Origin of the sequence: Bradyrhizobium semiaridum (assembly GCF_020329505.1) — a bacterium.
Taxonomy (GTDB): Bacteria; Pseudomonadota; Alphaproteobacteria; order Rhizobiales; family Xanthobacteraceae; genus Bradyrhizobium; species Bradyrhizobium semiaridum.
The window spans coordinates 250,553-275,970 of the sequence record NZ_JAGKJJ010000002.1 but is presented as its reverse complement, the minus strand read 5'-3'; the positions used below and the strand labels follow the sequence as shown (position 1 = coordinate 275,970).

At 66.2% G+C, this 25,418-nt stretch carries 21 protein-coding genes; 7 read left to right on the top strand and 14 right to left on the bottom strand.

What is annotated here, in order from left to right:
• Positions 1-39: 39 nt before the first annotated feature.
• The 11 genes from J6500_RS03695 to J6500_RS03645 all read right to left on the bottom strand — a co-directional run bounded on the left by J6500_RS03695 (position 40) and on the right by J6500_RS03645 (position 12,979).
• The gene (locus J6500_RS03695) at positions 40-2,079 is read right to left on the bottom strand and encodes a hydantoinase/oxoprolinase family protein (protein ID WP_225711306.1); all 2,040 of its coding nucleotides are present in this window, start codon (positions 2,077-2,079) and stop codon (positions 40-42) included.
• Positions 2,080-2,085: 6 nt separating this feature from the next.
• Entirely contained in the window at positions 2,086-3,747 is a 1,662-nt protein-coding gene (locus J6500_RS03690; protein WP_225711305.1) for a hydantoinase B/oxoprolinase family protein, read from the bottom strand.
• A 29-nt stretch (positions 3,748-3,776) separates the two neighbouring features.
• The gene (locus tag J6500_RS03685) at positions 3,777-5,036 is read right to left on the bottom strand and encodes an MFS transporter (protein WP_225711304.1); all 1,260 of its coding nucleotides are present in this window, start codon (positions 5,034-5,036) and stop codon (positions 3,777-3,779) included.
• Between the two features lie 242 nt (positions 5,037-5,278).
• On the bottom strand, positions 5,279-6,124 hold the full coding sequence (locus tag J6500_RS03680; protein WP_225711303.1) for a CmcJ/NvfI family oxidoreductase: 846 nt from the start codon (positions 6,122-6,124) through the stop codon (positions 5,279-5,281).
• Between the two features lie 336 nt (positions 6,125-6,460).
• The gene (locus J6500_RS03675) at positions 6,461-7,399 is read right to left on the bottom strand and encodes an ABC transporter substrate-binding protein (protein ID WP_225711302.1); all 939 of its coding nucleotides are present in this window, start codon (positions 7,397-7,399) and stop codon (positions 6,461-6,463) included.
• Positions 7,396-8,490: an LLM class flavin-dependent oxidoreductase gene (locus J6500_RS03670; RefSeq protein WP_225711301.1), complete on the bottom strand. Its 1,095-nt coding sequence runs from the start codon at positions 8,488-8,490 to the stop codon at positions 7,396-7,398. The genes J6500_RS03675 and J6500_RS03670 overlap by 4 nt, the downstream gene beginning before the upstream one ends.
• Positions 8,491-8,523: 33 nt before the next feature.
• Positions 8,524-9,696 carry an acyl-CoA dehydrogenase family protein gene (locus tag J6500_RS03665; RefSeq protein ID WP_225711300.1) on the bottom strand — a complete coding sequence of 391 codons (1,173 nt, stop codon included), beginning with the start codon at positions 9,694-9,696 and terminating at the stop codon, positions 8,524-8,526.
• Positions 9,690-10,487, bottom strand: coding sequence for an ABC transporter ATP-binding protein (locus J6500_RS03660; RefSeq protein ID WP_225711299.1), 798 nt, complete (start codon positions 10,485-10,487; stop codon positions 9,690-9,692). The genes J6500_RS03665 and J6500_RS03660 overlap by 7 nt, the downstream gene beginning before the upstream one ends.
• Positions 10,481-11,497: an ABC transporter permease gene (locus tag J6500_RS03655; RefSeq protein ID WP_225711298.1), complete on the bottom strand. Its 1,017-nt coding sequence runs from the start codon at positions 11,495-11,497 to the stop codon at positions 10,481-10,483. The genes J6500_RS03660 and J6500_RS03655 overlap by 7 nt, the downstream gene beginning before the upstream one ends.
• Positions 11,475-12,569 (bottom strand): ABC transporter substrate-binding protein, encoded by a 1,095-nt coding sequence (locus J6500_RS03650; protein ID WP_225711297.1) that lies wholly within the window; start codon positions 12,567-12,569, stop codon positions 11,475-11,477. Before J6500_RS03650 ends, J6500_RS03655 begins: the two co-directional genes overlap by 23 nt.
• Positions 12,570-12,724: 155 nt before the next feature.
• Complete coding sequence (locus J6500_RS03645; RefSeq protein WP_225711296.1) at positions 12,725-12,979, bottom strand: hypothetical protein; 255 nt, start codon at positions 12,977-12,979, stop codon at positions 12,725-12,727.
• Positions 12,980-13,041: 62 nt separating this feature from the next.
• Between J6500_RS03645 and J6500_RS03640 the strand changes: the two genes are divergently transcribed.
• On the top strand, positions 13,042-14,028 hold the full coding sequence (locus J6500_RS03640; protein ID WP_225711295.1) for an ABC transporter substrate-binding protein: 987 nt from the start codon (positions 13,042-13,044) through the stop codon (positions 14,026-14,028).
• A 485-nt stretch (positions 14,029-14,513) separates the two neighbouring features.
• Here the strand turns inward: J6500_RS03640 and J6500_RS03635 are convergent, their stop codons facing one another.
• Positions 14,514-15,467 carry a sulfonate ABC transporter substrate-binding protein gene (locus J6500_RS03635; protein ID WP_225711294.1) on the bottom strand — a complete coding sequence of 318 codons (954 nt, stop codon included), beginning with the start codon at positions 15,465-15,467 and terminating at the stop codon, positions 14,514-14,516.
• Between the two features lie 164 nt (positions 15,468-15,631).
• On the opposite strand from J6500_RS03635, the gene J6500_RS03630 reads away from it, so the two are divergent.
• Complete coding sequence (locus J6500_RS03630; protein ID WP_283842879.1) at positions 15,632-16,411, top strand: SDR family oxidoreductase; 780 nt, start codon at positions 15,632-15,634, stop codon at positions 16,409-16,411.
• A gap of 286 nt (positions 16,412-16,697) precedes the next feature.
• Here J6500_RS03630 and J6500_RS03625 read toward each other — a convergent pair whose 3' ends face one another.
• A complete protein-coding gene (locus tag J6500_RS03625; RefSeq protein WP_139481669.1) occupies positions 16,698-16,997 on the bottom strand; it encodes an HU family DNA-binding protein in 300 nt (99 codons plus the stop codon).
• 453 nt (positions 16,998-17,450) lie between these two features.
• Here J6500_RS03625 and J6500_RS03620 point away from each other — a divergent pair, with 453 nt between their 5' ends.
• The 4 genes from J6500_RS03620 (at position 17,451) to J6500_RS03605 (ending at position 22,747) form a co-directional block, all read left to right on the top strand.
• Complete coding sequence (locus J6500_RS03620; RefSeq protein WP_225711293.1) at positions 17,451-19,064, top strand: ABC transporter substrate-binding protein; 1,614 nt, start codon at positions 17,451-17,453, stop codon at positions 19,062-19,064.
• 241 nt (positions 19,065-19,305) lie between these two features.
• Complete coding sequence (locus J6500_RS03615; protein ID WP_225711292.1) at positions 19,306-20,283, top strand: ABC transporter permease; 978 nt, start codon at positions 19,306-19,308, stop codon at positions 20,281-20,283.
• A gap of 2 nt (positions 20,284-20,285) precedes the next feature.
• On the top strand, positions 20,286-21,116 hold the full coding sequence (locus J6500_RS03610; protein WP_225711291.1) for an ABC transporter permease: 831 nt from the start codon (positions 20,286-20,288) through the stop codon (positions 21,114-21,116).
• On the top strand, positions 21,113-22,747 hold the full coding sequence (locus J6500_RS03605) for an ABC transporter ATP-binding protein (protein ID WP_225711290.1): 1,635 nt from the start codon (positions 21,113-21,115) through the stop codon (positions 22,745-22,747). The genes J6500_RS03610 and J6500_RS03605 overlap by 4 nt, the downstream gene beginning before the upstream one ends.
• A gap of 274 nt (positions 22,748-23,021) precedes the next feature.
• Here the strand turns inward: J6500_RS03605 and J6500_RS03600 are convergent, their stop codons facing one another.
• Entirely contained in the window at positions 23,022-24,383 is a 1,362-nt protein-coding gene (locus J6500_RS03600) for an NAD(P)/FAD-dependent oxidoreductase (protein ID WP_225711503.1), read from the bottom strand.
• A 73-nt stretch (positions 24,384-24,456) separates the two neighbouring features.
• On the opposite strand from J6500_RS03600, the gene J6500_RS03595 reads away from it, so the two are divergent.
• A complete protein-coding gene (locus J6500_RS03595; protein ID WP_225711289.1) occupies positions 24,457-25,311 on the top strand; it encodes a VOC family protein in 855 nt (284 codons plus the stop codon).
• The last annotated feature ends 107 nt before the right edge of the window (positions 25,312-25,418 follow it).

Genomic DNA, 25,418 nt, shown 5'->3' with positions numbered 1-25,418 from the left:
CCCGCAAGCGGGAGAGGGAGCAGAACCCCCGCGTGGCGATCAGCGCAACGTGATGTCGAGCCAGCCCAGCGGATTGACCGCGACACGATCCCCCGTGTCGACCAGCACCGTCGTGGTCTCGGCCTCGATGATCGCGGGGCCGGTCAGCGCATGGCCGGGCCGGAGATCATCGAGCGCGTAGACCGGCACCTCGCGCCAGCCGCCGAGCCAGGCCTGCCGCTTGCCGCGCGGCGCGCAGGTTGCGGCCGCCGTCACCTTGCCGACATCGCGGCCCTCAGGCGCGACCTTGCCGACCGCGGCGACGCGGGCGTTGACGAACACCACCTCCTGCCCGCGCGAGGCATAGGTGTAGAGCTCCTCGTGGCGGCGGTGGAAACGGTCCTCGATCTGCGCCACCAGGTCGGCCGCGCCGAGATCGAGGTCACCGAACGGCACGTCGATCTCGAACACCTGCTCGCCATAGCGCATCTCGGCCGAGCGCTCGATCGTGATGTCGCCCTTGAACCAGGCGCGCAGCCGGCCGGCCGCCTGCTCTTCCAGCGCGGCGAACAGCGCCCGCACCTCATCGGCCGAAATCTTACCGGTGCCGTAATGGGTGCGACTGACCTCGTAGCGCAGATCGCTGGTCAGCATGCCCCAGGCCGACAGCACGGAGGCGACCGTCGGCACGATGATGCGCCTGATCTCGAGCTCGCGCGCCACCTCGGCGGCGTGTATGCCGGCGGCGCCGCCGAAGCTGAGCAGCGCGAATTTGCGCGGATCGACGCCGCGGCGCAACGTCATCAGGCGAATGCCGTCGGCCATCTTCAGGTTGATCATCTTGTAGATGCCGGCCGCCGCCTCGATGCGCGACAGGCCGAGCGCTTCGGCGATACGATCCACCGCAGCGTCCGACGCCGCGCGATCGAGCGGCCGCGCGCCGCCCATGAAGGCGGCGGCATCGAGATAGCCGAGCACGACATTGGCGTCGGTAACAGTGGCCGCCAGGCCGCCATTGCCGTAGCAGGCCGGCCCCGGCACCGAGCCGGCGCTCTCCGGCCCGACGCGCAGCGTGCGGCCGCCGTCGACGCTGGCAATCGAGCCGCCCCCGGCGGCGATGCTGGCGATGTCGAGGCTGCGCAGCGCGATGCGCTGTCCCGCAAGCATGCCGTCCGCCGAGAGCGAGGCCGCACCGTCGGCAATCAAGGAAATGTCGGTCGAGGTGCCGCCCATGTCGAACGGCACGAGATCGGGAATGCCGAGCATCTCGGCGCAGCGGCGACTGCCGGAGATGCCGCCGGCGGGGCCCGACAGCACGGTGCCCGCGGCGAGCCGCGAGGCCTCCTCCACTGGTGCCATGCCGCCATGCGACAGCACCACGAACAGTGAGCCCTTGAAGCCGGCTTTAGTGAGGCTTCTCTCCAGATTGGTGAGATAGCGCTGCGCTGTAGGCTGAACATAGGCGTTCACGATGGTGGTCGAGACGCGCTCATATTCCTTGATCTGCGGCAGCACATCGCTGGAGCGCGACACGCTGACATCGGGCAGTTCCCTGGCGAGGCGCTCGACCGCGGCAAGCTCATGCGCCGGGTTGAGATAGGCGTGCAGAAAGCAGACCGCGACCGAGCTCGCGCCCGATCGCTTCACCTCGGCGATGACATCGCCGAGCGCAGCGGCATCGAGCGGAATGGCCGCACTGCCATCGGCCTTGAGCCGCTCGCGCACGCCGAGACGCCGCTCGCGCGGCACCAGCGGCTCGGGCGGCGGCGTGCGAAGATCGTAGCGATCCGGCTTCAGGCCCTCGCGCATCTCGACAACGTCGCGGTGGCCCTCGGTGGTGAGCAGCGCGACCTTTGCGCCCTTGCGCTCCAGCAGCGCATTGGTCGCGACGGTGGTGCCATGCACCAGCCGATCTGTCTCCGCGAGCATCGCCGCACGCGTCACACCGAGGCGGCGTGCAAGTTCTTCCAGCCCGGCCATCACGCCGATCGATTGATCGGCCGGCGTGGATGGTGACTTCGCGAACACGGTGCGCCCGGATTGATCGGTCGCAACCAGGTCGGTGTAGGTGCCGCCGACATCTATCCCAATCGTATACATCGATGCCTACACCGCTTTCGAAACCAGACCTTGCGCAACGTCGCGCGCCCGCGCCTCCGCCGTTCGCTTGCCCGGCGGGCCCCAGCCGCCGCCGCCGGAGGAGCGCACCTCGAGGCAGTCGCCGGGACGCAGCTCGATGCCGACTTCCTTGGTCTTCAGCACGCGCGGCTCGCGTCCTTCGGACAGCAGGCGATAGCGGTGCGGCTTGCCGTCCTTGCCGCCGAGCATGCCGCACGGGCCGTGGCGCGCGCCGTCGCCGGCGGTGTTGCCCTTGGCCGGCTTTGCCGTCTCCAGCACCATGTCAAGGGAAACGCCGAGCCCGCCGCGGTGCTGGCCGTCGCCGCCGGAATCCGGGCGGAATTCGTGCTGACGGAAATGCAGGGGGAAGCGTACCTCGGCAACCTCGATGCTGCCGAACTTCAGGCCGCCGACGGTGTGCCACTCGCCGATCGACGAATAGCCGTCGCCGCCGATCGAGGCGCCGCCGCCCGGCCGCGCCTGGAACATGTGCCAGATGAAGTTGCGCCCGTTGCGCGGGTCCTCGCCCTGGATCGCGATCCGGAACCGGCGGCCCCAGCCGCCCATCACGCAGTCCGGGCAGGACGCCGACATCGCCTTGATGATCGCCTCGACGATCTCGTTCGAGGGATGACTGGTGCAGAGCGTCACCGGCCGGCCGGGATCGGCCCAGACGATGGTGCCCTGCTTTGCGATCACCTTCAGCGGCCGCAGCGCGCCGGTGTTCTTCGGGATGTCGGCGTCGATCAGATAGGCAAAGGCCATCGCCACCGCGGCCTGCATGTTGGCATGCGACGAGTTGACGAAGCTGGTCGACTGCGGATCGGAGCCGGTGAGATCGACCTCGATGTCGCTGCCCTTTTTCGTGACTTTGGCCGCGATCTTGATGTCGGTGCGGCCGTGGCCGTCATCGTCGAGCAGCGCCTCGCCATAGAACACGCCGTCCTTCCAGGTCGATACCACGGCGCGGGTCTGCTGCTCGGTGGCATCGAGGATCGCCTCGATCGCGGCTTCGACGATGTCGGCGCCGAACTCGCTGAACAGCTTTGACACGCGGCGCTCGCCGAGATGCGCGGCGCCCAGCATCGCCGCGAGGTCGCCACGGAATTCGCGGGGATTGCGGATGTTCAAAGCCAGCAGGTCGAGTAGGTCCTCGCGCGGCTTGCCGGCCTCGTAGAGTTTTATGGGCGGAATGCGGATGCCTTCCTGATAGATCTCGGTCGCGCCCGGATTGTAGGCGCCGTGGGTGGCGCCGCCGATGTCGCTCTGATGCGCGCGCACGATGGTCCAGAGCAGCCGCTTGCCGCCATCGAACACCGGCACGAAGGCTGTCACGTCGGGCAGATGGCTGCCGCCGCCCTGATAGGGATCGTTGAGCAGGATGACGTCGCCGGGCGCGACGTCCTTGAAGCGCTCCTCGACCGCGAGCGTCGCCCAAGGCAGCGCGCCGACATGCACCGGGATGTGGTCGGCCTGCGCGATCAGCCGGCCGCGCGTGTCGCAGATCGCCAGCGAGAAATCGCGGCTGGAATTGAGGATCTGCGAATAGGAGGTGCGCAGCATGGCTTCACCCATCTCCCTCACGATCGAGGACAGGCGGTGCTGGACGACGGAGCGGGTGATCGGATCGATCTTGGCAGGCGTGGACACGTGATTTCCGAGGCGGTGGAACGAGACCGCTATCTTATCGCCGTCGCCGTCGAGGTATAGGCCCAAAACAGCATGACCCCGATCACCAGCGCGCCAGCCATGTAGAGCAGCACTGCGGGCAGACCGAACAATGCGGCGACGCCGGCGGTGACCGACTGCATCAGCGCGGCGCCGAGGAAGAAAGCGAGGTTGACCGCCGACAGCGCCTTGCCGGTGTTCTGGGCGTCGACCAACTGCCGCGTCATGCCGAAGATCAGCGGCTGCGCCGAGGTCGCAAGCCCGATCAGGACCAGCAGCACGAGGTCATATCGCGAGGGCATCACGTCGACGCCGAACAGGTTGGAGACCGGAAAATGCGGCGCGCCCGCCGCCAGCAGTGCGAGCAGCAGCGCGGCGATGGCGTGACAGACCGCCACCATGGTGCGGCGGTGGCCGAACTTGCGATCGAACGCACCGATGCAGATCGGGCCGACGATCATCGCCAGCGTGAACAGGCCGAGCACATTGCCGGCCTCGATCCGGCTCAGCGCCTTGACGTCCATCAGCCACGGCCCGCCCCACAGGCCGCGCAGTGCCAGCGAGGCGCCGAGCGAGACCAGCGACAGCGCGATCAGGCCGCGCAAACTGCGCGACAGGCCGAGCCGCAGCACCTCGGCCATCTGGTGCAGGGGCGAGGAATCGTCGGCATGCGCAGCCGGCTGCCGCGGCACCAGCGCGAACACCGCGATGAGCACCGCGACGCCGAAGCCGGCCGAGACCCAGAAGCCGGCACGCCAGCCGAACTGATCGACCACGAAGGCGAGCGGGCTCGCCGAGAGCAGCATGCCGATATTGCCGATCGACAGGATGAGGCCGGACCACAAGCCGAATTTCGCCGCCGACATCTGCTTGGCCGCCAGCGTCATCGGGCACATCAGCATGCCCGAGGTGGCGATGCCGAGCATCAGCTGCCCGAGCACGAAGCTGGCGGGGCCGGTGGCAATCGCCGAGACCAGCGTTCCGACCACGGTTCCGGCGAGCAGGCTCAGCGCCACCGGCCGCACACCGAAACGATCCATCGCGGCACCAACCGGCACCTGCGAGGCGGCAAAGGCAAAATGATAGACCGAGGTGAGGCTCGCCAGCGCCTGCGGCGAGGTGCCGAAATCGGACGCCATCAGATCGAGGCTGATCGCGGGAATGGTTCGCAGCAGCGTCGACAGCATGTGGCCGCAGGCCAATGCCAGAAGAGCAAGAACCAGGGCGCGGAAACCGATCCCCGCCTCTTCCGTCGTCACCACGCCGTCCATGAATCGCCTTCTCCCCCCGAACGTCTTGTTCTCAGAGCGTCTTGGGGACGGCGTAACACTATTGGGCCGACAGTGCCAACCGCTTAGCTCCCTCTCCCCGCTCTTGCGGGGGAGAGGGCTGGGGTGAGGGGCTGTCTCAGCAAAAATGGTCACAGTCGGACGCGCGGAAGCTCCCTCACCCGCCGCTTTGCGGCGACCGAAGAGCGAGCTTCGCTCGTCTCGACCCGCGGGACGAGGTGACGCTACTGCTTATGAAACACCAGCGTACGCAGCTCGATGCTCTCGCGCGGCGGGGCATCGGCCGGCGTGGTCGGATCGACGAACGCGGTGTGCGGCCCGAAGCGCGTGCGGCCGTCGGTCGCCGAGTCGTAGCACTTCAAGAGGATCGCCTCGTCCGGCGTCATCTCGGGGATGTAGAACCAGCGATGATTCGGATTGTACTTCACCGAATAGGTCTCGCCGCTGCGGTTCGGATAGATCAGGTCGGAGGCGACCAGATCCTCCGGCGCAATGGTCGTGCCGTCGGCCATCGCCAGCGGTGAATCGCGCAGGGGTCCGCGGATCGGCCGCCACAGATTGATCACCTGGACGCGGCCCTTCACCAGTTCCTCGGCCTCATCGGGCAGATGCTCGAACACGCGGTTGCGGCCGGAGACGTCGGTCTGGTCGACATGGACGCGGGTCGCCGGCTGCCGGGGGCCGGCGCCTCTGATGTCGGCGGCGCCATCGACGCGCTTGCGCACGGTGTGATCGAAGATCAGGACACGGTCGGCATTCAGCGTCGCCTTCAGGAAGGCTTCGACCGCGGGGTAATAGACCTTGCGGACTTCATTGTCGTCGTAGAAGTCCTTGACGAAGGTCGGATGCTTGACGAGGGCAAAGCCTTCGCGATCGAGCGAAAAACTGTCGGCGATCAGGCGGCCATCGAAGATCGGAACGTTATGCGGCTCTGGCAGTGCGGTGGATTTGGGTTCGCCGGGCGGCGGATCGAACGCGTAGGTGCGGGGCTTGCCTGGTGTCGGCGCGAGGTAGTTGAGTTCGGCGGTAACAAACGGCAACGACTCGATGCGAGTTTCTTGAAGGCCCATGGTGATCTCCCGGACTCGATTGTTCGTCTGTTTGATCTTGGCAGCGGGCGAAGGGGCGGCAAGGCCGCGGCGAAAATAGCAACGTTGCGGTTTTGGCGGGTGCGGAACGGAGAAAATCCTTGCCGGGCTGCACTCACAGGCCGAACGGATGTTTTGGGAGATCACGGCTTCGTTAGCGCTCACCGTCGTCCTGGCGAAAGCTAGGACCCATCACCACCGAACCTGATGACGAGCAGGATGCGGCCGCAGCGTCGCCCAACAGCGCGCGATTGGGGTAATGGGTCCTGGCTTTCGCCAGGACGATGCTGATGTTTGGTGCCGCCTGGGCCTTCGCGTTTAAAGCCCCGCGCCCTTCTCCACGGCCGCGCCGAACGACCGGTCGACAATATCCGCCGCGTTCACCTTCTGCCGGATCAGCCCCCAGCGGTCGTAGAGGTCGATGGTCTTCTGCTCGTCGGCGACCACGCTGTCGTCGATCGGCGCGATACGGATCCTTGCGCGCGTCAGCCAGTTCAGCGGCACCGCCGGCGGGATGTTCATCAGTCTGCCCCAGGTCGCCGCATAGCTGTCGACATTGTTCTGCGACCAGGCGCGCGCGGCAGCGAGTCGGCGCACGAAGTCTTCGAGCTCGGCGCGCTTGCTCTTGATCGCGTCCGGCGTCGCCACCTGGAAGCCGAGGCCGGGCGTGAGGCCGTCGGCCGTGACGACGAGGCGCGACTTGAACAGCACCTCCTCCTGGCTGACATAGGGCTCCCAGGTCGACCAGGCATCGACCGAGCCCTGCGTGTAGGCGACCTTGGCATCCGACGGCGCCAGGAACACGATCTGCACGTCGCCGGCCTGCCAGCCGCGCGCCTCCAGCGCCGCCAGAATCAGCTGATGCCCGATCGAGCCGCGGCCGGTCGCGATCTTCTTGCCGCGCAGATCGTCAAAGCTCCTGATCGCGGAAGTCTCCGGCACGAGGATCGCAAGGCCTTGCCGCGACTGCCGCACGGCCGCGATCGCCTTCACCGGCACGTTGGCGGCGGCCGCGAAGGTGAACGGCGCATCGCCGACGAGGCCGGTGTCGATCGCGCCCGCCCCCAAGGCTTCCAGCAGCGGCGCCGCCGCGGCGAACTCCTTCCATTCGATCTTGTAGGGAACGTCCTTGAGCACGCCGGCCGCTTCCATCACCGCCTGCGAATTGCCCTTCTGGTCGCCGACGCGCAGCGCCTGCGCGGCAGCGCCATTGATACCGGCGAGCGCCAGCGCCGCCGCGACGATGAGACGGATCATTCGGCGGCAATCCCGCGCTGCTCGTCGCGCGCCGCGATCAGCCGGCGCGTCAGCGGGATCAGCTCGCGGCCATAGTCGATCGCATCGACCAGCGGATCGAAGCCGCGGATCAGGAAATGGTTGATGCCGAGATCATAGTAATCGCCGAACACCTCGGCGAGCTGCTCGGGCGTGCCGACCAGCGCGGTGGTGTTGCTGTTGGCGCCGGTCAGCTTGGCGACCTCGGTCCACAGCCGCTTGTCGATCCGCGTGCCCTGGTCGGCGAGCGCGAGCAGCCGCTTGGCGCCGTCGGTGGCGTGGTTGGGCCGGCGATAGCCGGTCTGATCCTGCAACGCGGTGGCGCGCTCGAGGATATGTTCCGCCTTCTTCCACGCCTTCTCCTCGGTGTCGGCGAGGATCGGCCGCACCGACAGGCTGAAGCGCGGTGACGGCCGGCCGTGTTTTGCGGCAGCGGCGCGCACCCGCGCGGTGACGTCGCGCACCTGGGCGTAGGATTCGCCCCACAGCGCGAAGGTGTCGGCGTGCTTGCCGGCGACCTCGACCGCGGCGTCCGAGCCGCCGCCGACGAAGGTGTAGATGCCGCCCTTCTGCAGCGGCTTCACCTGCGAAAAGCCATTCTCGACGTTGTAGTACTTGCCGCTGTAGTTGAACGGCTTTTCGCTGGTCCATTCTAGCCGCACGATGTCGAGGAATTCGTCGGTGCGGGCGTAGCGCTCGTCCTTGTCGTCGAGCGTGTTGCCGTCCTGGCGCAGCTCGATGGCATTGCCGCCGGTGATGACGTGCAGCGAGACGCGGCCGCCATAGAACTGGTCGAGCGTCGCCAGCTGGCGCGCCAGCAGCGTCGGCGCGGTGAAGCCCGGGCGCTGCGCGATCATCACCTTCAGCGTCTTGGTGATGGTGAGCACGTGCTGCGCGACCTGCAATGCATCCGGCGTGGTCGAATGGAACGCGAGCAGCGCGCGGTCGAAGCCGGCGAGTTCGTGCGCCTTGGCGACCGTCTCGATATAGGGCGGATCGAGCACCGGGCCGGAGCGGACGATGGTCTCCGAGGCGTTGTTGTTGGTGATGAAGCCGATGAACTCGACCGACATGGCAGGAAACTCCGTTCGTTGTTGGCTGTTATTTCAGACGCCCAGCGCCAGGCGTCCGGCGGAGATACGAGTGGCATCGTCTTGCGGGGTATGGACGCGGCCGCACAGCACGTCGCGATAATGCCGCTCCAGCGGATTGGTTCGCGACAGGCCGTGGTTGCTGGTCAGCGACAAGGCGTCCTCCACCGCTTTGACGGCATTGTTGGTCACCGTCAGTTTGATGATGTTAGACTCGATCGCGGAGAGCTGGAAGCCGTCATCGAAATCCGATGCAAAGCTCTCGATCAGGCGTGCGTTGACGGCCAGGCAGGCCTCGATGCCGCCAACCACCTCCTGCATGCGCGGCAGCGTCGCCAGCGGCGCGCCGAGATTGGCGGGCACCCGTTCCTGCAGGAATGTGACCAGCCAGTCCCGCGCGGCGCGGGCGATGCCGTCATAGATCGCGGCGACGAAGATCGCATGCACGGTGGCTTGCGTGAAATCCGGAACCTTCCAGTCGTCGGGCCTGCGGACATCGATCTCGTAGTCGAGCGGGAACACCACGTCGTCGAACACCACGGTATGGCTGCCGCTGGCGCGCAGGCCAAGGTGATCCCAGCTCTCGACAATGGATGTTCCGGGCAAGCCTGCCGGAACCAGAAACAATCCGGCACGCGTCTCCGCCTCGTCGGTCTTGGCCCACACGGCGTACCATTTCAGGATCGGCGCGCCGGTCGAATAGATCTTCTTGCCGGAGAGCCGCCAGCCGGTCTCGGTGCGCCGCACCGTGGTCGCCGGCAGGCCGCCGCGCGCCGGCGAGCCGAGCTCGGGCTCGACGCGCAGCGCATTGATCAGCGCCACGCCCTCGACCGTCTCCTTGGCGAGCTTGCGCGCCAGGTGGCCGGGCCAGCGCGTGCTGCGCGCCATCACGAGATGCTGGATGTAGTGCATCGACAGCACCAGCGCGGTCGATGGATCGGCCTTGCCGATGATGCCGAGCACGCGTGCGGTCTCGCGGGCACCCGCCCCGATGCCGCCGAGCGCGGTCGGCACCGTCAAGGCCAGCAATCCTTCGCGCGCCAGATCGGCGAAATTCTCGAACGGGAAGCTGGCGTTGCGATCGTGCGCTTGTGCCCGCGCGGCAAAGACATCGGCGAGCTGCAACGCGCGCACGATATGCTCCGGCTCACCCGCCTGCGGCAATTCCCTGGCTAGCGTCGTCACCATGTCGCCTCCAGTCCGAGCAGGCCGAGGATCTGCTTGCGCAGGTCGGCGAGATAGGGATCGCCGCGATGCCGCGGATAGGGCCGCGCCACGGCGATGTCGGCCTTGATCCGTGCCGGCCGGTCGGAGAGCACGATGACACGGTTGGCAAGCACCAGCGCCTCCTCGACATCGTGGGTGACCAGCAGCGTCGTAAATCCCTTGCGCTGCCATAGTGCGACGAGCTCGGACTGCATCGCGATCCGCGTCAGAGAGTCGAGCTTGCCGAGCGGCTCGTCGAGCACGAGGATCTTGGGATCGTTGACCAGAGCGCGAGCCAGCGCGACGCGCTGCGCCATGCCGCCGGACAACTGGTGCGGATAGGCGTTACGGAACGAGGACAGGCCGACCAGCTCGATGACGTCGTCGACCCGGTGTCGCTGCGCCTTCAGGATGCCCTGCGCCTCCAGCCCGAGCGCGACGTTGTCCCAGACCGAGCGCCACGGAAACAGCGTCGGATCCTGGAACACGACGACGCGCGACGGATGCGGGCCGGCGATGCGCACCTCGTCCTCGCGCAGCGTGCCGGTGCGCGGCTTCTCCAGCCCGGCCACCAGCCGCAGCAGGGTCGACTTGCCGCAGCCGGACGGGCCGAGCAGCGCGACGAACTCGCCGGGCGCGATCGTCAGGCTGACATTGTCGAGCACCGGCAGAACGGCACCATCGATGTCGAAGGCGTGGCTGACGCCCTCAATATCGAGCTCGGCGCCAACGGCGGGATAGGTGATCGCTTCGGCAGCGGATGACACTACCATTTGACGACGCCTTTCTGCCAGACCAGCAGCCGGTCGCGGGTGCGGAACAGCAGCGTGATGGCACCGGAGCAGAGCAGCGACATCACGATCAGCGCCGCATACATGTTGGCATAGGCCGCCCAGCCCTGCGCCCATTGCAGGTACCAGCCGAGCCCGGCCTTGACGCCGATCATCTCGGCGACGACGAGCACCGCAAAGGAAGAGCCGAGCCCCATGAACAGGCCGACGAACACATGCGGCAGCGCCGCGGGAATCGCGACCTTGAGCACCAGGAACGACGGTTTGGCGCCGAGCGTGCGGGCGACGTCGTAATAGGCATTGCTGACGCTTGCGACGCCCGACCAGGTCAGCACCGTCACCGGAAAGCCGGTGGCGAGCGCGATCAGGAAGGTCGAGGCGCTCCAGCTCGACGGGAAGGTGAAGAAGGCGATCGGCAGCCAGGCGGTCGCGGGCAGCGGGCCGATGAAGCGCAGCACCGGATGCACCCAGTAGCCGACCTTCTGCGACCAGCCGATCGAGACGCCGGTGAGGAAGCCTATGGTCGCGCCGATGATGTAGCCGCCGAGCTGCAATTTGATCGAGGCGAACACGCTGTCGAGCAGTTTTGGCAGGTCGTCGGTATAGACCTCGAGGATCGCCTGCGGCGGCGGGAAGAACGGCAGCGGCAGCCAGGCGAACTTTGCGGTGGCGAGCTCCCACAGCGTCACGAAGGCGCCGAACGCCAACAGCCATGGCGCGCGCTTGCGCAGCGCCCCGCCGGCGCCGCCGAGGTAGTCGGCGCTGAACGTGCCGAACAATATGAAGGCGGCGATGACAATGGCGCCGATGCCGAGTGATCCGGTCCGCGACCAGTCGCCGACATCCGGCCAGTACAGGCACGACAGCCCGAATGCGAGCCAGGCCAGGCTCGCCGCGAGGCCGACGCCGTAACTGCCGGAGAGGTTCGAGAGCGTCACCGCGGCGCGCGGCGCGGCCGCGGCGCTCGCGTCAGACACTGAATACGTCGACATAAATCCGCTCCGCGAACTTGGCCGTGTCGGTGCTCGGCTTGAACACCTGGACCGATTTTAGATCGTCGGCGTACGCCTTCAGCTCGCGCTTCAGCACCTCGCCGACCGGATGATGGTGATGGGTGTGGTAGCGGGCCATCGCTTCGAGATCGGCGAGGCTGGCCGCCTTCGGCGCGTAAGGCTGGAACGACTTTGCCGCCTTGTCCGGGTTCTGCGAGGTGAACATCGCGGCATCGAGCAGCGCCTGCGTGATCGCGCGCGCGACCTGCGGCTCTTCACGCACCAAACTGCCGCGCAGGCCGACGATGCAGCAGCTCTTGTCGCGGTACTCGCCGTCGAGATTGGAGGCGACCTCCTTGTATTGCGGATCCTTCAGCCAGAGATAGGCCAGCGGATCCGACGACAGGAAGGCCTGCACCTCGCCCTTCTCGACCGCGACGTTGAGCAGATTTCCCGGATAGGCGCGCCAGTCGACGTCCTTGACCGGATCGATGCCGAGTTTTGACAACTGGATCGAGAAGAAGTTCTTGTCGGGACCTGCGAGATCGCCGATCGCGACGGTCTTGCCCTTGAGGTCGGCAAGCCTGTCGATGCCCGAATTGGCGCGGGTCAGCACCCGCATGCAGCCGCCATGGGTGCCGGCGGCGATCTTGACGTCGAAGCCCTGCTCCAGCGGCTTCAGCCAGCGCAGCGCCATGCCGAGGCCGGCGTCGCTCTTGCCGGTGGCGATCGCCTCCAAGAGCTGGTCGGTCGAGCCGGAATAGTTGACCAGCTCGACGTCGAGATTCTGCTTCTTGAAGAAGCCGTAGTCGATCGCGACCGGCAGCGGCGCGAGGCAGACCGCGCCGGCATTCCACGACAATTTCAGCTTGCGCGGCGCTCCCGTCAGCGGGGGCGTGTCGGATGCGGTCTTGCAAATCGGGAATTCCGAGAAGTCGATCGCCGGCGCCACGGCGCGCGGCGTGAAGGCCTGGGCGCCATACGCCCCGATCGGCGCCACCAACGCCGCAGCTGCGCCCGCGCGCAGCAGGCTGCGGCGATCCATCACCGTCTTCTTGTTATCCGTCGACATCTTCACTCCTGCATGTCGGCAAGGCTTCGCCTTGCGCGCAAACCGTATTCGTCTGCACGCTGCTCGTTCGAAGCGCTTGTTATAAAAAAGCGGATTTCTCCGGGGCCATTGCATTCAAGGCAACGCGCAAATGATGCGGTGCGATGGCTTCATCGTCAATGAAATGGAATTTCGAATGTGGCGCACGCGACAGCGATTATCTCCACGATCGCATCGCGTGACGATGAAACGATTTTCAACGTTCTTGCGACGCGGGCGCGCCGCGCAGCGCTCTCGCCTGCATCAAATTTGAGCGTTTTGCGATCGTGTGCATGAGCTCTTCTACAAACGCGATGGCGGACGAGATCATCCTTGTCGCGCGGCGCCAGAATACAGTTTTCCGTTTCGTTGACGGCGAACGGCCTGCTCATAGACTCGATCGGACGCTGACGTGCGTTCCGCCGGTCAGCGAATGAAGCAGAAAGAAAATGCGATGCGCAAACTCAACCGCCGGAGCTCCTCCCATTCCCTCACCCGCCGCGCGGCGGCAGCACTGATCGCAGCCGCGGTCACGCTGTCGACATCGGCCGCGGCTTTCGCGGCCGACACGATCGTGCTGCGCGTCGGTGACCAGAAGGGCGGCAACCGCTCGCTGCTCGAGATTTCCGGGCTCGCAAAGGACTTGCCTTACAAGATCGAGTGGTCGGAATTTCCGGCCGCCGCGCCGATCCTGGAAGCGATCAACGCCGGCGCGCTCGATGTCGGCTACACCGGCGACCTCTCCTTCCTCACGGTCTATGCCGCCGGCGCGCCGATCAAGGCGATCGGCGGCACGCGGTCCGACGCGCGGACGCAGGCGATCCTGGTGCGCGGCGATTCCCCGATCAAGTCGGCGGCCGACTTGAAGGGCAAGCGGCTCGCCGGCACCCGCGGCGGCTGGGGCCAATTCCTGATCAACGCCACGTTGGAGAAGGCCGGGAGCAAGATCGAGGAGGCGACGTTCGCGCCGCTTGGCCCTGTGGACGCCAAGATCGCATTGCTGGCCGGCTCGATCGATGCCTGGGCGGTGTGGGAGCCCTACGTCTCCTATGCGACGCTGAAAGACAAGGCGCGCGTCGTCGCCGATGGCGAGGGGCTGACGCCGACCATCACCTTCATCGTCGCCTCCGACAACGCGATCGCGACCAAGCGCGCGGCGGTGCAGGACCTGGTGCAGCGGCTGAACAAGGCGCGGCTGTGGTCGCTCGATCATCTCGCCGAATACGCCAGGAACACCGCCGAGCTGACAAAACTGCCGGAGGACGTGCTGCTCGCAGCCTACACTGCGCAGAAGACCAGCCCGATCGCGATCGACGAGGCCGTGGTGAAGGAGGTACAGGCCGCCTCCGACCGCGCCACGTGCTACGGCATCCTCGGCAAGACGCTGGATGTCAGCAAGGCGGTCGATCGCAGCTTCACCGCAAGCGCCAGCCTGAACTAGGGGCGGTGCCGCTTGACCTCCCCTTGAGGCAGGGCGATCGCATGTGAGCGCGTAAGCTTATCGGCTGGTTCACTTCGCCTCTCCCGCTTGCGAGGGAGGCCGACGCGCATCGTGAGATGCGTGGCGGGTGGGGGTGTATCCGCGGTGAGTTCTCTATGCGGAGACACCCCCACCCCGCCCTCCCCCGCAAGCGGGAGAGGGAGCCAGCGAGTGGTGCTCAACCTCACTGTCCGACATGGAGACACCGATGCCCGGCCCCGTTCATCTCGCCCTCATCGTCGCGGCGCATCTGGCCTGCATGACGCTGCTGGTGATGCTGTCGCTCTAAACTAAAGCACGATGTGCGAAGCGGTTTTCCCTCGCGACAAACGCGGGACGCGTTTGCGCGGAGATCATGCTCAAACAAAGAGCTGAAGCGCGATGACGATTCGATCAAATCTCATCGCGCTGTAGCGCGGGCCGGGACCTTAGCCACCGCGCGGCGCTTACTCCGTCTTCCATTCGGCGTCGAACACGTTGATCGGCTTCGGGATCAATTTGAGACGGGTGAAAACGTCGGCGATCTTCTGCTGCTCGGCGAGCACGGCAGTATCGACCCGGCGGGCGCCGAGCTCCGCGCGGTTGACCGAGCGCTCGATGATCTCGGCGGGAAGCCCGATCTTCGGGCTGAGTTCGGCGGCATATTGCTTTCGGTTGTCCCTGATCCAGACGTCGATCTCGTCGATCGCCGCCAGCACCGTCGTGAGCACCTTCGGATTCTCCTCGGCGATGGCGCGCGAGGCGATGTAGAACGACACGTTGGCGGCAAGTCCGGTCGCATCCGCGACGCTGCGCGCGCCGAGACCGATCTCCGCCGCCGCGTAATAGGGATCCCAGATCACCCAGGCGTCGACCGCGCCGCGTTCGAACGCCGCCCGCGCATCCGCCGGCGCAAGATAGACCGGCTGGATGTCCTGATAGGTCAGCCCGTTGGCTTCCAGCGCACGCACCAGGAGATAATTGACGTTCGATCCCTTGTTGAGGGCAACGCGCTTCCTGCGCAGGTCGGCGATCGTCTTGATCGGGCTGTCCTTGGGAACGATGATCGCCTCGTTGCGCGGCGAGGCCGGCTCGTATCCGGCATAGACGATGTTCGCGCCGGCCGCCTGCGCGAAGATCGGCGGCGCCTCGCCGACGGGGCCGAAATCGGCGGCGCCGATGTTGAGGGATTCGAGCAATTGCGGACCGGCCTGGAATTCGTTCCAGCTCACGGTCCAGCCGAGCGGTGCCAGCTTCTGCTCGAGGATGCCGCGCTCCTTGAGAAAGATCAGGTTGCCGCCGCCCTTCTGGAATGCGACGCGAAACACCTTGTCTTTGGCCTGCGCGGACGGCAGCGCCGCCCAGCCCACGAGTAAGCCGGCGATCGCCAGCGCTAGAGTTCGACCCAGCAATTTTCGCATGCGCGCCTTCCCGTTCTGAGGACCGTGTTGGAGCGGAGAGCGTGTTAGGTTTTGCCGATCGCAGCAATTTCAAAGATCGACGGTTTCCGGCGCAAGCCTTTCACGCAACGACGGCGCCGAAGAATTTCTTTGACGCCGCGAGCGACGACAACAGGGAGAGAAGCATGCAACTATCGATGAAGGACCGCGTCGCGGTGGTGACCGGCGGCAGCAAGGGCATCGGCATCGCCGTGGCGCGGCGGTTTGCCGAGTCCGGCGCCAGGGTCGCGATCCTCGCCCGCGGCGCGGCCGACCTTGCCGCCGCGCGCGAAGCGCTCGCCAGGGACGGTCTCGCGGTGCGCGACTATGTCTGCGACGTCTCGAAGGCCGACGACATCAAGGCTGCGCATGACAGGATCGTCGCCGATCTCGGCCAGATCGACGTGCTCGTCAACAACGCCGGCACCGCGCGCACCGTGGCGTTCGAGAACATCAGCGATGAGGCGTGGCAGGAGGACTTCGACCTGAAGGTGTTCGCGGCGATTCGCTTCAGCCGGCTGGTCTGGGGCGGCATGAAGCAGCGCAAATGGGGCCGCATCATCAATGTGCTCAACACCTTTGCCAAGGCGCCGGCGGGCAACTCGGCGCCGACCTCGGTGTCGCGCGCGGCCGGCATGGCGCTGACAAAAGTGATGGCCAATGAGGGCGGCGAACACAATATCCTGGTCAATGCGCTGCTGGTCGGCCTGATCATGAGCGACCAATGGGTCAAGCGTCACGCCGCCACGGCACCGAACATGGATTTCGAGGAGTTCGCGAAGGGTCTCGCCAAGGGCACGCCGCTCGGCCGCATCGGCACGGCGGAGGAGTTCGCCAACCTCGCCTGCTTCCTCGCCTCCGAGCAGGGCTCCTACATCACCGGCACCGCGATCAATGTCGATGGCGGCAGGTCGCCGGTGGTCTAGAACGTATTGAGGTCCGACTGAGCTGAAGCCACACGACGAAATCCACCTCTCCCTTGGGAGAGGTCGATTTGCGCAGCAAATCGGGTGAGGGGTGACGGGCTATCGAGAGAGCAAGGGCCCTCACCCGGACTGCGCCGGACGATGCTGCGCATCGTCGGGCGCAATCCGACCTCTCCCCGATGGGGAGAGGTAAAGCAAGGCCGTCGCACTTGAGAGCGCTGGCAACCTTCGGCCGGAAGCGACGGCTCAAAAGCAAAAGGCCTCCGTCACCGGAGGCCTTCTATTCTTAGACCGCGTCCTTGGCGGCCTTGACCGGCCGGGCGCGGACGATCTTGCGGGCCGGCTTGGCCTTGAACATCATCTCTTCGCCCGTGAAGGGGTTGGTGCCCTTGCGCGCCTTGGTCGCAGGCTTCTTGACCACGACGAACTTGGCGAAGCCGGGAACGAGGAACACCCCGCTCTTCTTCAGCTCCTTGTGGCCGACATCGACCAGTGAGTCCAAGACGTTCTTGACGTCGCGCTTGGAGAGTTCGGTGGTGGTCGCGATCTTCTCGATCACTTGCGACTTCGACAATTGGGTAGCCATGGTTGCTCCATTGATTCTGGAGTTCGCACGATATGGCGGAAAACGCCGAAAAAAACAGGGTTTTCTGCAATCCCCACAGCAATATCGCTGTGGACAGCCCCCGAATCAGCGATTTTTACCGGGTTTTCGCAAGTCAAGGCACTTCCGACCCCTGAAATTACAGGGTTTGCGCGCCTTCGCGGCGCGCGAAGGGAGCGCCCTGGAGCGAATCAAAATACCTCACGCACGCCATCCGTGTGCGAAGCCGCAGGCGTGTGGGGAGTTGCGCAGCGGCACGACGCCACTTCAGGTTTCGAAAATGATCGTCCAAAACGCCGCGCCATTAGAAAATGACTTGGGTTCCCATTCCAAGGTAACATCGGCCAAGGCCCGCCGCGCCAGCCGGCGGGCCTTTATATGAGATATGAGCGTCGTTGCCCGCAAGCCTTCGTCCAGTAAGCCTTGGAGACCCGTATGGATTTCACCCGCCTCGAGATCAACCGCCGCATGGCCCTGCTGACCTCGGCCACGATCGCGGCCAACGTCATCAATCCAATGCGGGCCTTCGCGCAGGAGACCCCGCGCAAGGGCGGCGTGTTCAACGTCCATTACGGCGCCGAGCAGCGCCAGCTCAACCCGAGCATCCAGGCCTCGACCGGGGTCTACATCATCGGCGGCAAGATCCAGGAGAACCTGGTCGACCTCGATGCCAACGGGCAGCCGGTCGGCGTGCTCGCCGAGAGCTGGGAGGCGACGCCGGACGGCAAGACCGTCACCTTCAAGCTACGCAAGGGCGTCACCTGGCACGACGGCAAGCCGTTCACGTCGGACGACGTCGCCTTCACCGCGATGAACATGTGGAAGAAGATCCTCAACTACGGATCCACGCTGCAGCTGTTCCTCACCGCGGTCGACACCCCCGATCCGCAGACCGCGATCTTCCGCTACGAGCGGCCGATGCCGCTGAGCCTGCTGCTGCGCGCGCTGCCAGACCTTGGCTACGTCTCGGCAAAGCATCTCTATGAGAGTGGCGACATCAGGCAGAACCCGACCAACCTCGCCCCTGTCGGCACCGGGCCGTTCAAGTTCGTCAAATATGAGCGCGGCCAGTACATCATCGCCGACCGCAACCCGGACTACTGGCGGCCGAACGCGCCGTATCTGGACCGCATCGTCTGGAAGGTGATCACCGACCGCGCCGCCGCCGCGGCCCAGATGGAGGCCGGCGAGCTGCACTACAGCCCGTTCTCCGGCCTGACGATCTCGGACATGGCGCGGCTTGGCAAGGACAAGCGCTTCATCGTCTCGACAAAGGGCAATGAGGGCAACGCCCGCACCAACACCATCGAGTTCAACTTCCGCCGCAAGGAGCTGTCGGACATCCGCGTCCGCCGCGCCATCGCGCACGCGATCAACGTGCCGTTCTTCATCGAGAACTTCCTCGGCGATTTCGCCAAGCTCGGCACCGGCCCGATCCCCTCGACCTCGACCGATTTCTATCCCGGGCCGAACACGCCGCAATATCCCTACGACAAGGCCAAGGCGATCGCGCTGCTCGACGAGGCCGGCTTCAAGGCCACCGGCGGCAACCGCTTCACGCTGAAGCTGCTGCCGGCACCGTGGGGCGAGGACATCTCGCTGTGGTCGACCTTCATCCAGCAGTCGCTGGGCGAAGTCGGCATCCAGGTCGACATCGTGCGCAACGACGGCGGCGGTTTCCTCAAGCAGGTCTATGACGATCACGCCTTCGATCTCGCCACCGGCTGGCACCAGTACCGCAACGACCCCGCGGTCTCGACCACAGTGTGGTACCGCTCCGGCCAGCCCAAGGGCGCGCCGTGGACCAACCAGTGGGGCTGGGAGGACAAGACCGTCGACGGCACCATCGACAGCGCGCTGACCGAACTCGATCCGGCCAAGCGCAAGGCGCTCTACGCCCAGTTCGTCAAGGAGGTGAACACGGAGCTGCCGGTCTGGATGCCGATCGAGCAGATCTTCGTCACCGTCATCACGGCGAAAGCGCGCAACCATTCCAACACCCCGCGCTGGGGCTCGACGAGCTGGCACGATCTGTGGCTGACGGCGTGAGGGGTGGAGTCGGCGCGGTCCACTTCTCCCTCTCCCCGTTCTTTACGGGGAGAGGGTTGGGATGAGGGGCTCTCTCCGCCATGGTGCTCCATCGATGGACCTGTACCCCCTCACCCGGATCGCATCTTGCGATGCGATCCGACCTCTCCCCGCAAGCGGGGCGAGGTGACCAAGCGGCTGGCGCCCGTGCTTCTTGACGCGCCCCCGTGTCCACCTCGCCTGAAATCGCTATAGATAGTCCATGCGCATCCTGAGCCTTGCGGGGCGGCGGCTGGCCGCCTCGATCCCGACCCTGTTCCTGATCCTGATCGGCGTGTTCCTGCTGCTGCAGCTCGCGCCGGGCGACACCGTCGATGCGCTGATGGCGCAGATGGGCGGCGGCGATGCCGCGACCGCCAGGCAGCTGCGCGAGTTCTACGGGCTCGACCTCTCGGTTCCGGCGCAGCTCGCCAATTATTTGTGGCGGCTGGTGCGGCTCGACCTCGGCTTCTCCTCGATCTACGGCAAGCCGGTGGCGACCGTGATCCTGGAGCGGCTGCCGCCGACCATCCTCCTGATGACGGCCTCGTTGTCGTTCGCGTTCTTCTTCGGCCTCGTGTTCGGCGTGACCGCCGCGCGTGGCGTCAACCGCTGGCCGGACACGCTGATCTCGACGCTGGGCCTGATCTTCTACGCCACACCCTCGTTCTGGTTCGGCCTGATGGCGATCGTGGTGTTCTCTGTCTATCTGCAATGGCTGCCGCCAGGCGGTTTCGAGGACATCGGCACGGTGCAGACCGGAATCTGGCGCGTGCTCGATATCGCCGCGCATCTGGTGCTGCCGACGCTGACGCTCGGCCTGATCTTCCTCGCGATCTACCTGCGCATCATGCGCGCCTCGATGCTGGAGGTGCTGAACCTCGACTTCGTCCGCACCGCCCGCGCCAAGGGGCTCGACGAGACCCACGTCATCACCCGCCACGTGCTGCGCAATGCGCTGCTGCCGATGGTGACGCTGATTGGCTTGCAGGCCGGCACCATGCTCGGCGGCTCGGTCGTGGTCGAGAGCGTGTTCTCGCTGCCCGGCCTCGGCCGCCTCGCCTACGAATCGGTGGTACAGCGCGACCTCAATACCCTGCTCGGCATCGTGTTCGTCTCGGCCCTGCTCGTGATATCAGTGAACTTCGTTGTCGACCTGCTCTACGCGCGGCTCGATCCGCGGATCGCGGCGGAGGGCTGACGATGGACGCGGTGAAACGCTACTTCCGCAGCCCAGCCGCGGTGATCGGCCTGATCCTGCTGCTGCTCGTCATCGCGATGGCGGTCAGCGCGGGCTTCCTCTACCCGCGCGATCCGCTGGCGCTGGCGGGCCGGCCGCTGATCTGGCCGTTCTCCAATCCGCGCTTTCTGCTCGGCACCGACAATTCCGGCCGCGACATCGCCGCGCAGATCTTCTACGGCGCGCGGATTTCGCTATTGATCGGCGGTGTCGCCACCGCGATCGCGATCCTGATCGGCATTCTGGTCGGCGCCTTCGCCGGCTATTACGGCGGCTGGGTCGACAATGTCCTGATGCGGATCACCGAGGCGTTCCAGACTCTGCCGAACTTCGTGCTGCTCTTGGTGCTGGTCGCGGTGTTCGGCTCGACCCTGACCACGGTGACCATCGCAGTCGGCGTGGTGTCGTGGCCGGCGCCGGCGCGGCTGACCCGCGCCGAGTTCCTGTCGCTGCGCAACCGCGAATTCGTCCAGGCCGGCAAGACGCTCGGCATGAAGGACGTCCAGCTGATCCTCGGTGAGATCCTGCCCAACGCACTGCCGCCTGTGATCGTCTATGCCAGCGTGGTGATGGCGGTCGCGATCCTGCTGGAAAGCGCACTCGCTTTCCTGCGTCTGTCCGACCCCAACGTCGCCTCCTGGGGCAACCTGATCGGGCTCGGCCGCGATGTGCTCCGCGTGCAGTGGTACGTCTCGGCGATCCCCGGCATTGCGATTCTCGTCACCGTGCTCGCGGTGTCGCTGGTCGGCCAGGGGCTGAACGATGCACTCAATCCGAGGCTGAAGGGCCGATGAGTGAGACCGTCCTTTCGCTCGACGGGCTGACGGTACGCCTGCCCGGAGGCGCCGACCGGCCGCATGCGCTCTCCGATGTCTCGCTGTCGATCGCGTCGAATGAGATCCTCTGCGTGGTCGGCGAATCCGGCTCCGGCAAATCGATGATGGCCAACGCCATCATGCGGCTGTTGCCGAACGAGGTGAGTATCGAGCGGGGCCGGACGATGTTCGACGGCCGCGACCTCTGCGCCGCCGAACCGGCGGAGATGCGTGACGTGCGCGGCGCCGGCATCGCGATGATCTTCCAGGAGCCGATGACGGCGCTCAATCCGCTGCGCACCATCGGCGACCAGATCGGCGAGATGTTTTCGATCCACACCAAACTTTCGAAGACCGAGATCGCGGCGCGCGTGCAGGCGCTGCTCGAGGACGTCCGGATTCCCGATCCCAGCGCGGCGGCAAAAGCCTATCCGCATGAGCTCTCCGGCGGCCAGCGCCAACGCGCCATGATCGCGATGGCGCTGGCGCTCGACCCGAAGCTCCTGATCGCGGACGAGCCGACCACCGCGCTCGACGTCACGACGCAGGCGCAGATATTGAAACTGATCCGCGATCTGCAGCAGCGCAAGAAGACGGCGGTGCTGTTCATCACCCATGATTTCGGCGTGGTCGCCGAGATCGCCGACCGCGTGGTGGTGATGCAGCACGGCGCGATCGCCGAACAGGGCGCCGCCGACAAGGTGCTGAACGATCCGCAGCATGCTTACACGAAGCAGCTGATCGCGGCCGTCCCGCCGCTGAAGGCGCCGCTGCCGCGCCTGCTCTCGGGCAAGCACATCCTGACCATCGACGGCGTCTCGAAAACCTACCGCACCGGCGGCTTCCTCGGCCGCGGCGCCCGGGTTACGGAGGCCGTGAAGAACGTCTCGCTGCATCTGCCGCGCGGCGCGACGCTCGGCATCGTCGGCGAGTCCGGCTCGGGCAAATCGACCTTGGCGCGCTGCATCGTGCGGCTGATCGATCCCGACACCGGCTCGATCCTGCTCAACGGCAAGGACTGGGCCAAGCTTTCGCGCGACGATGTCAGGCGCGAGACCCGCCACATCCAGATGGTGTTCCAGGATCCGTTCGCCTCACTCAACCCGCGCCGCAAGGCGGCGGAGCTGGTGGCGCAGGGGCCGATCGTGCACGGCACCGATCGCGCGGAGGCGATCGCGGAAGCGCGAAAGCTGTTCGAGCTGGTCGGCCTCGACCCCTCCGCCGGCGACCGCTTCCCGCACGAATTCTCCGGCGGCCAGCGCCAGCGCATCGGGCTCGCGCGTGCGCTGGCGCTGAAGCCCGACGTGCTGGTCGCCGACGAGCCGGTCTCGGCGCTCGACGTCTCGGTGCAGGCGCAGGTGCTAAAACTGCTGGCGGGGCTGCGGCAGCAGCTCGGCCTCTCCATCATCTTCATCACCCACGACCTGCGCGTCGCCGCGCAGATCTGCGATCTCGTCGCCGTGATGAAGGATGGCGCGGTAGTCGAACAAGGCCTCACGGCCGAGGTGTTCGGCAATCCGCAACATCCCTACACACAGGCGCTGCTGGCCGCGATCCCCGGCGGCGATTTCACCTGCAAGCGCGACGCGGCGGCATTGGCGGGCGAGTAGTCGCAGCTCTCAGAATCTTGCCTCGTCATCGAGACATATCGAGAGAGCACGCCGTGTGGGTACCCCTCTCCCTAACCCTCCCCCGCAAGGGGGGAGGGAACCCGTCCGCCGGTGGCTCCATTACGGGTGCAGTGCTCCAACTCTTATTGCGCGATGTGTTGTCGCCGTGAGGTGAGCACGCTGGCCGGGCTCCCTCCCCCCTTGCGGGGGAGGGTGGGGAGAGGGGTGGCCCGGGGCGAGATGATCGACGAGAGCGCCGCTCTCACAATCTCGCTTACCGGCGCGAAGCCAGCACGCGCTCCGCCCAGCGCAGCAGTTCGAAATTGTCGCCGCCGGACAGCTCCTGCGCGTCGCGGCGCCGGTACAGCACCAGCATCCAGGGCGCGAGCTTGCGCAGCAATCCGTGCGCGATGTACTGCACCGGCTCGGTGAACGGCAGCGCCAGCTCACTTTCCGGGACGCCCTGCACCGCCTTGGCGAGCTCACGGCCGAGCGGCATGGTCAGCGCGACGGCGCGGCCGTTGCAGCCGGTCCAGCCATAGGCGTTCGGCCCCAGCAGGTGGATGCGCGGCAGGAAATCCGCGGTCATGCCGACATAACCGTTCCAGACGTAATCGAACTTGATGTCGCCGATCTGCGGCCACAGACGTTGCAGCCGCGCCGTCACGCTCGCCTTGATCCGCGCGACCTTGTTGCCGGGACCGAGCACGGCACCGCCGGTGACGAGGCGATTGCGGGCGTCGTAGCGCGCGAAATACAGCTCGCCATGGGTGTCCGACATCGCCTGCCGCCCGGGGATGATGGTCTTGCGGACATTGTCCGACAGCGGCTGCGTCGCCATCTGCCACGACAGCACCGGCATCACCTCGGTCGCGATCTCCGGCACCAGCGATTTCGCGAACTCGCCGCTATAGGCATTGCTCGCGACCACCAGCGCGCGGCCGGAGATTTCGCCCTTCGCGGTCTTCACCACCCATTTGTCGCCGCGGCGCTCGAAACTGAGCGCCGGCGAACGGGCATAGATGCGCGCGCCGAGGCCGATCACGGTGTGCGCGAGGCCGCGCGCCAGCGCCAGCGGATTGATGTGGCCGCCGGTCTTGTTCCAGAAGCCGCCGTACCAGGCGTTCGAGCCGAGCATGTCGCTGACCTGCTCGCGCGACAGCAGCTCCACCGGCGCGCCAAATTTCGACCATTGCTGCACCCGCCGCTCCGCGATCCTGATGCGGCCCGGCGAATGCACCGGCTGCACCCAGCCCGCCTGCTCCTGCTCGGCGTCGATGTTGTAGCGCCTGACGATATCGAACAGCGCCGACGCGCTGTCGCGCAGCATCGCGACAAAGCGTTCGCCGGCCGCGCCGTGCCTGGCGATGATGTCATCGGGATCGGGCCGCGACAGCGTCGGGATCACCTGCCCGTTGTTGCGCCCCGACGCGCCCCAGCCGGGCTCGGCGGCCTCGACGATCGCGACATCGACATTGGCCTCGCGCAGATGCAGCGCGGTGGACAGCCCGGTAAAACCGCCGCCGATGATCACGACATCGGCCTGCTGCGCGCCGGTCAGCTCGGGGCAGTCGGGGCCTTTGGGCGTCACCGCGGCCCAGAGCGACTCCGGCCAGCGCACGGCATTGCTGTCCATCATGTTCCTTTCTTGCGGGCGCCCTGTGGTTTTGCTTAGCTTTACTCCCTTATTCCAGCCGGGAAGACAAGAAGTGGCACTCAACAACGTCATCGGAATCGACCACGCCGTGGTCATGGTGAAGGACCTCGACAAGGCCGCCGAGAACTACAAGCGGCTCGGCTTCACGGTGTCGCCGCGCGGCACCCACAGCGCGCATATGGGTTCGGGCAACTACACCATCATGTTCGATCCCGACTATATGGAATTGCTCGGCGTACTGACGCCGACAGAACATAATGCTCCGGCGCGCGCGTTTCTGGAGAAGCGCGGCGAAGGCATCGAGCGGATCGCATTCACCGCGGTGGATTCGGCCGCCGGCGCCGAAGAGATCCGCGCCCGCGGCTACACGCCGATCGGGCCGACCGATTTCGAGCGTCCGGTGACGATGCCCAACGGCACGATCTCCGCGGCAAAATTTCGCACCTTCCAGTGGCCGACCGCAGAGGCGCCCGGCGGCGTCCGCATCTTCGCCTGTCAGCACAAGACCCGCGAGACGGTGTGGATTCCCGAGCTGATGACGCACGCCAATGGGGCCAAGCGCCTCAAGCAGGTGCTGATCGTCTCGCCCGATCCGGCAACCGACGCCGCGCATCTGTCGAAGATGATCGACATCGCCGTGCGGAACGAGGCCGACGGTGCAGTCGCGGTCCCGTCGGGCGGCGACCGCGCCGACTTCGTCTTCCTGAGCAAGGACCAGCTCGGCAAGCGCTATGGCGGCGTCTCGCTGGATGGCCTGCCCGACCGCGGCGGCGCCGGCCTCGTGATCGCGGCCGATCTCGCCAAGACTGAGCAGGCGCTGGGCGCGAGCGGCGTGAAGAGCGGCAGCAGCATCTGCGTGCCGCCGGCGGCCGGCAACGGCACCCTGCTCGCCTTCGTCGCGGCATAGCTGCCATACCCTGCGCGGCGCGGCGTTATGCAGCGCGCCGCGCAGGTGGGGGCTAGGCAGACGGAGTTCAAACGCTAGTATCCCTCCCAAACAAAAACCGTCCCAGG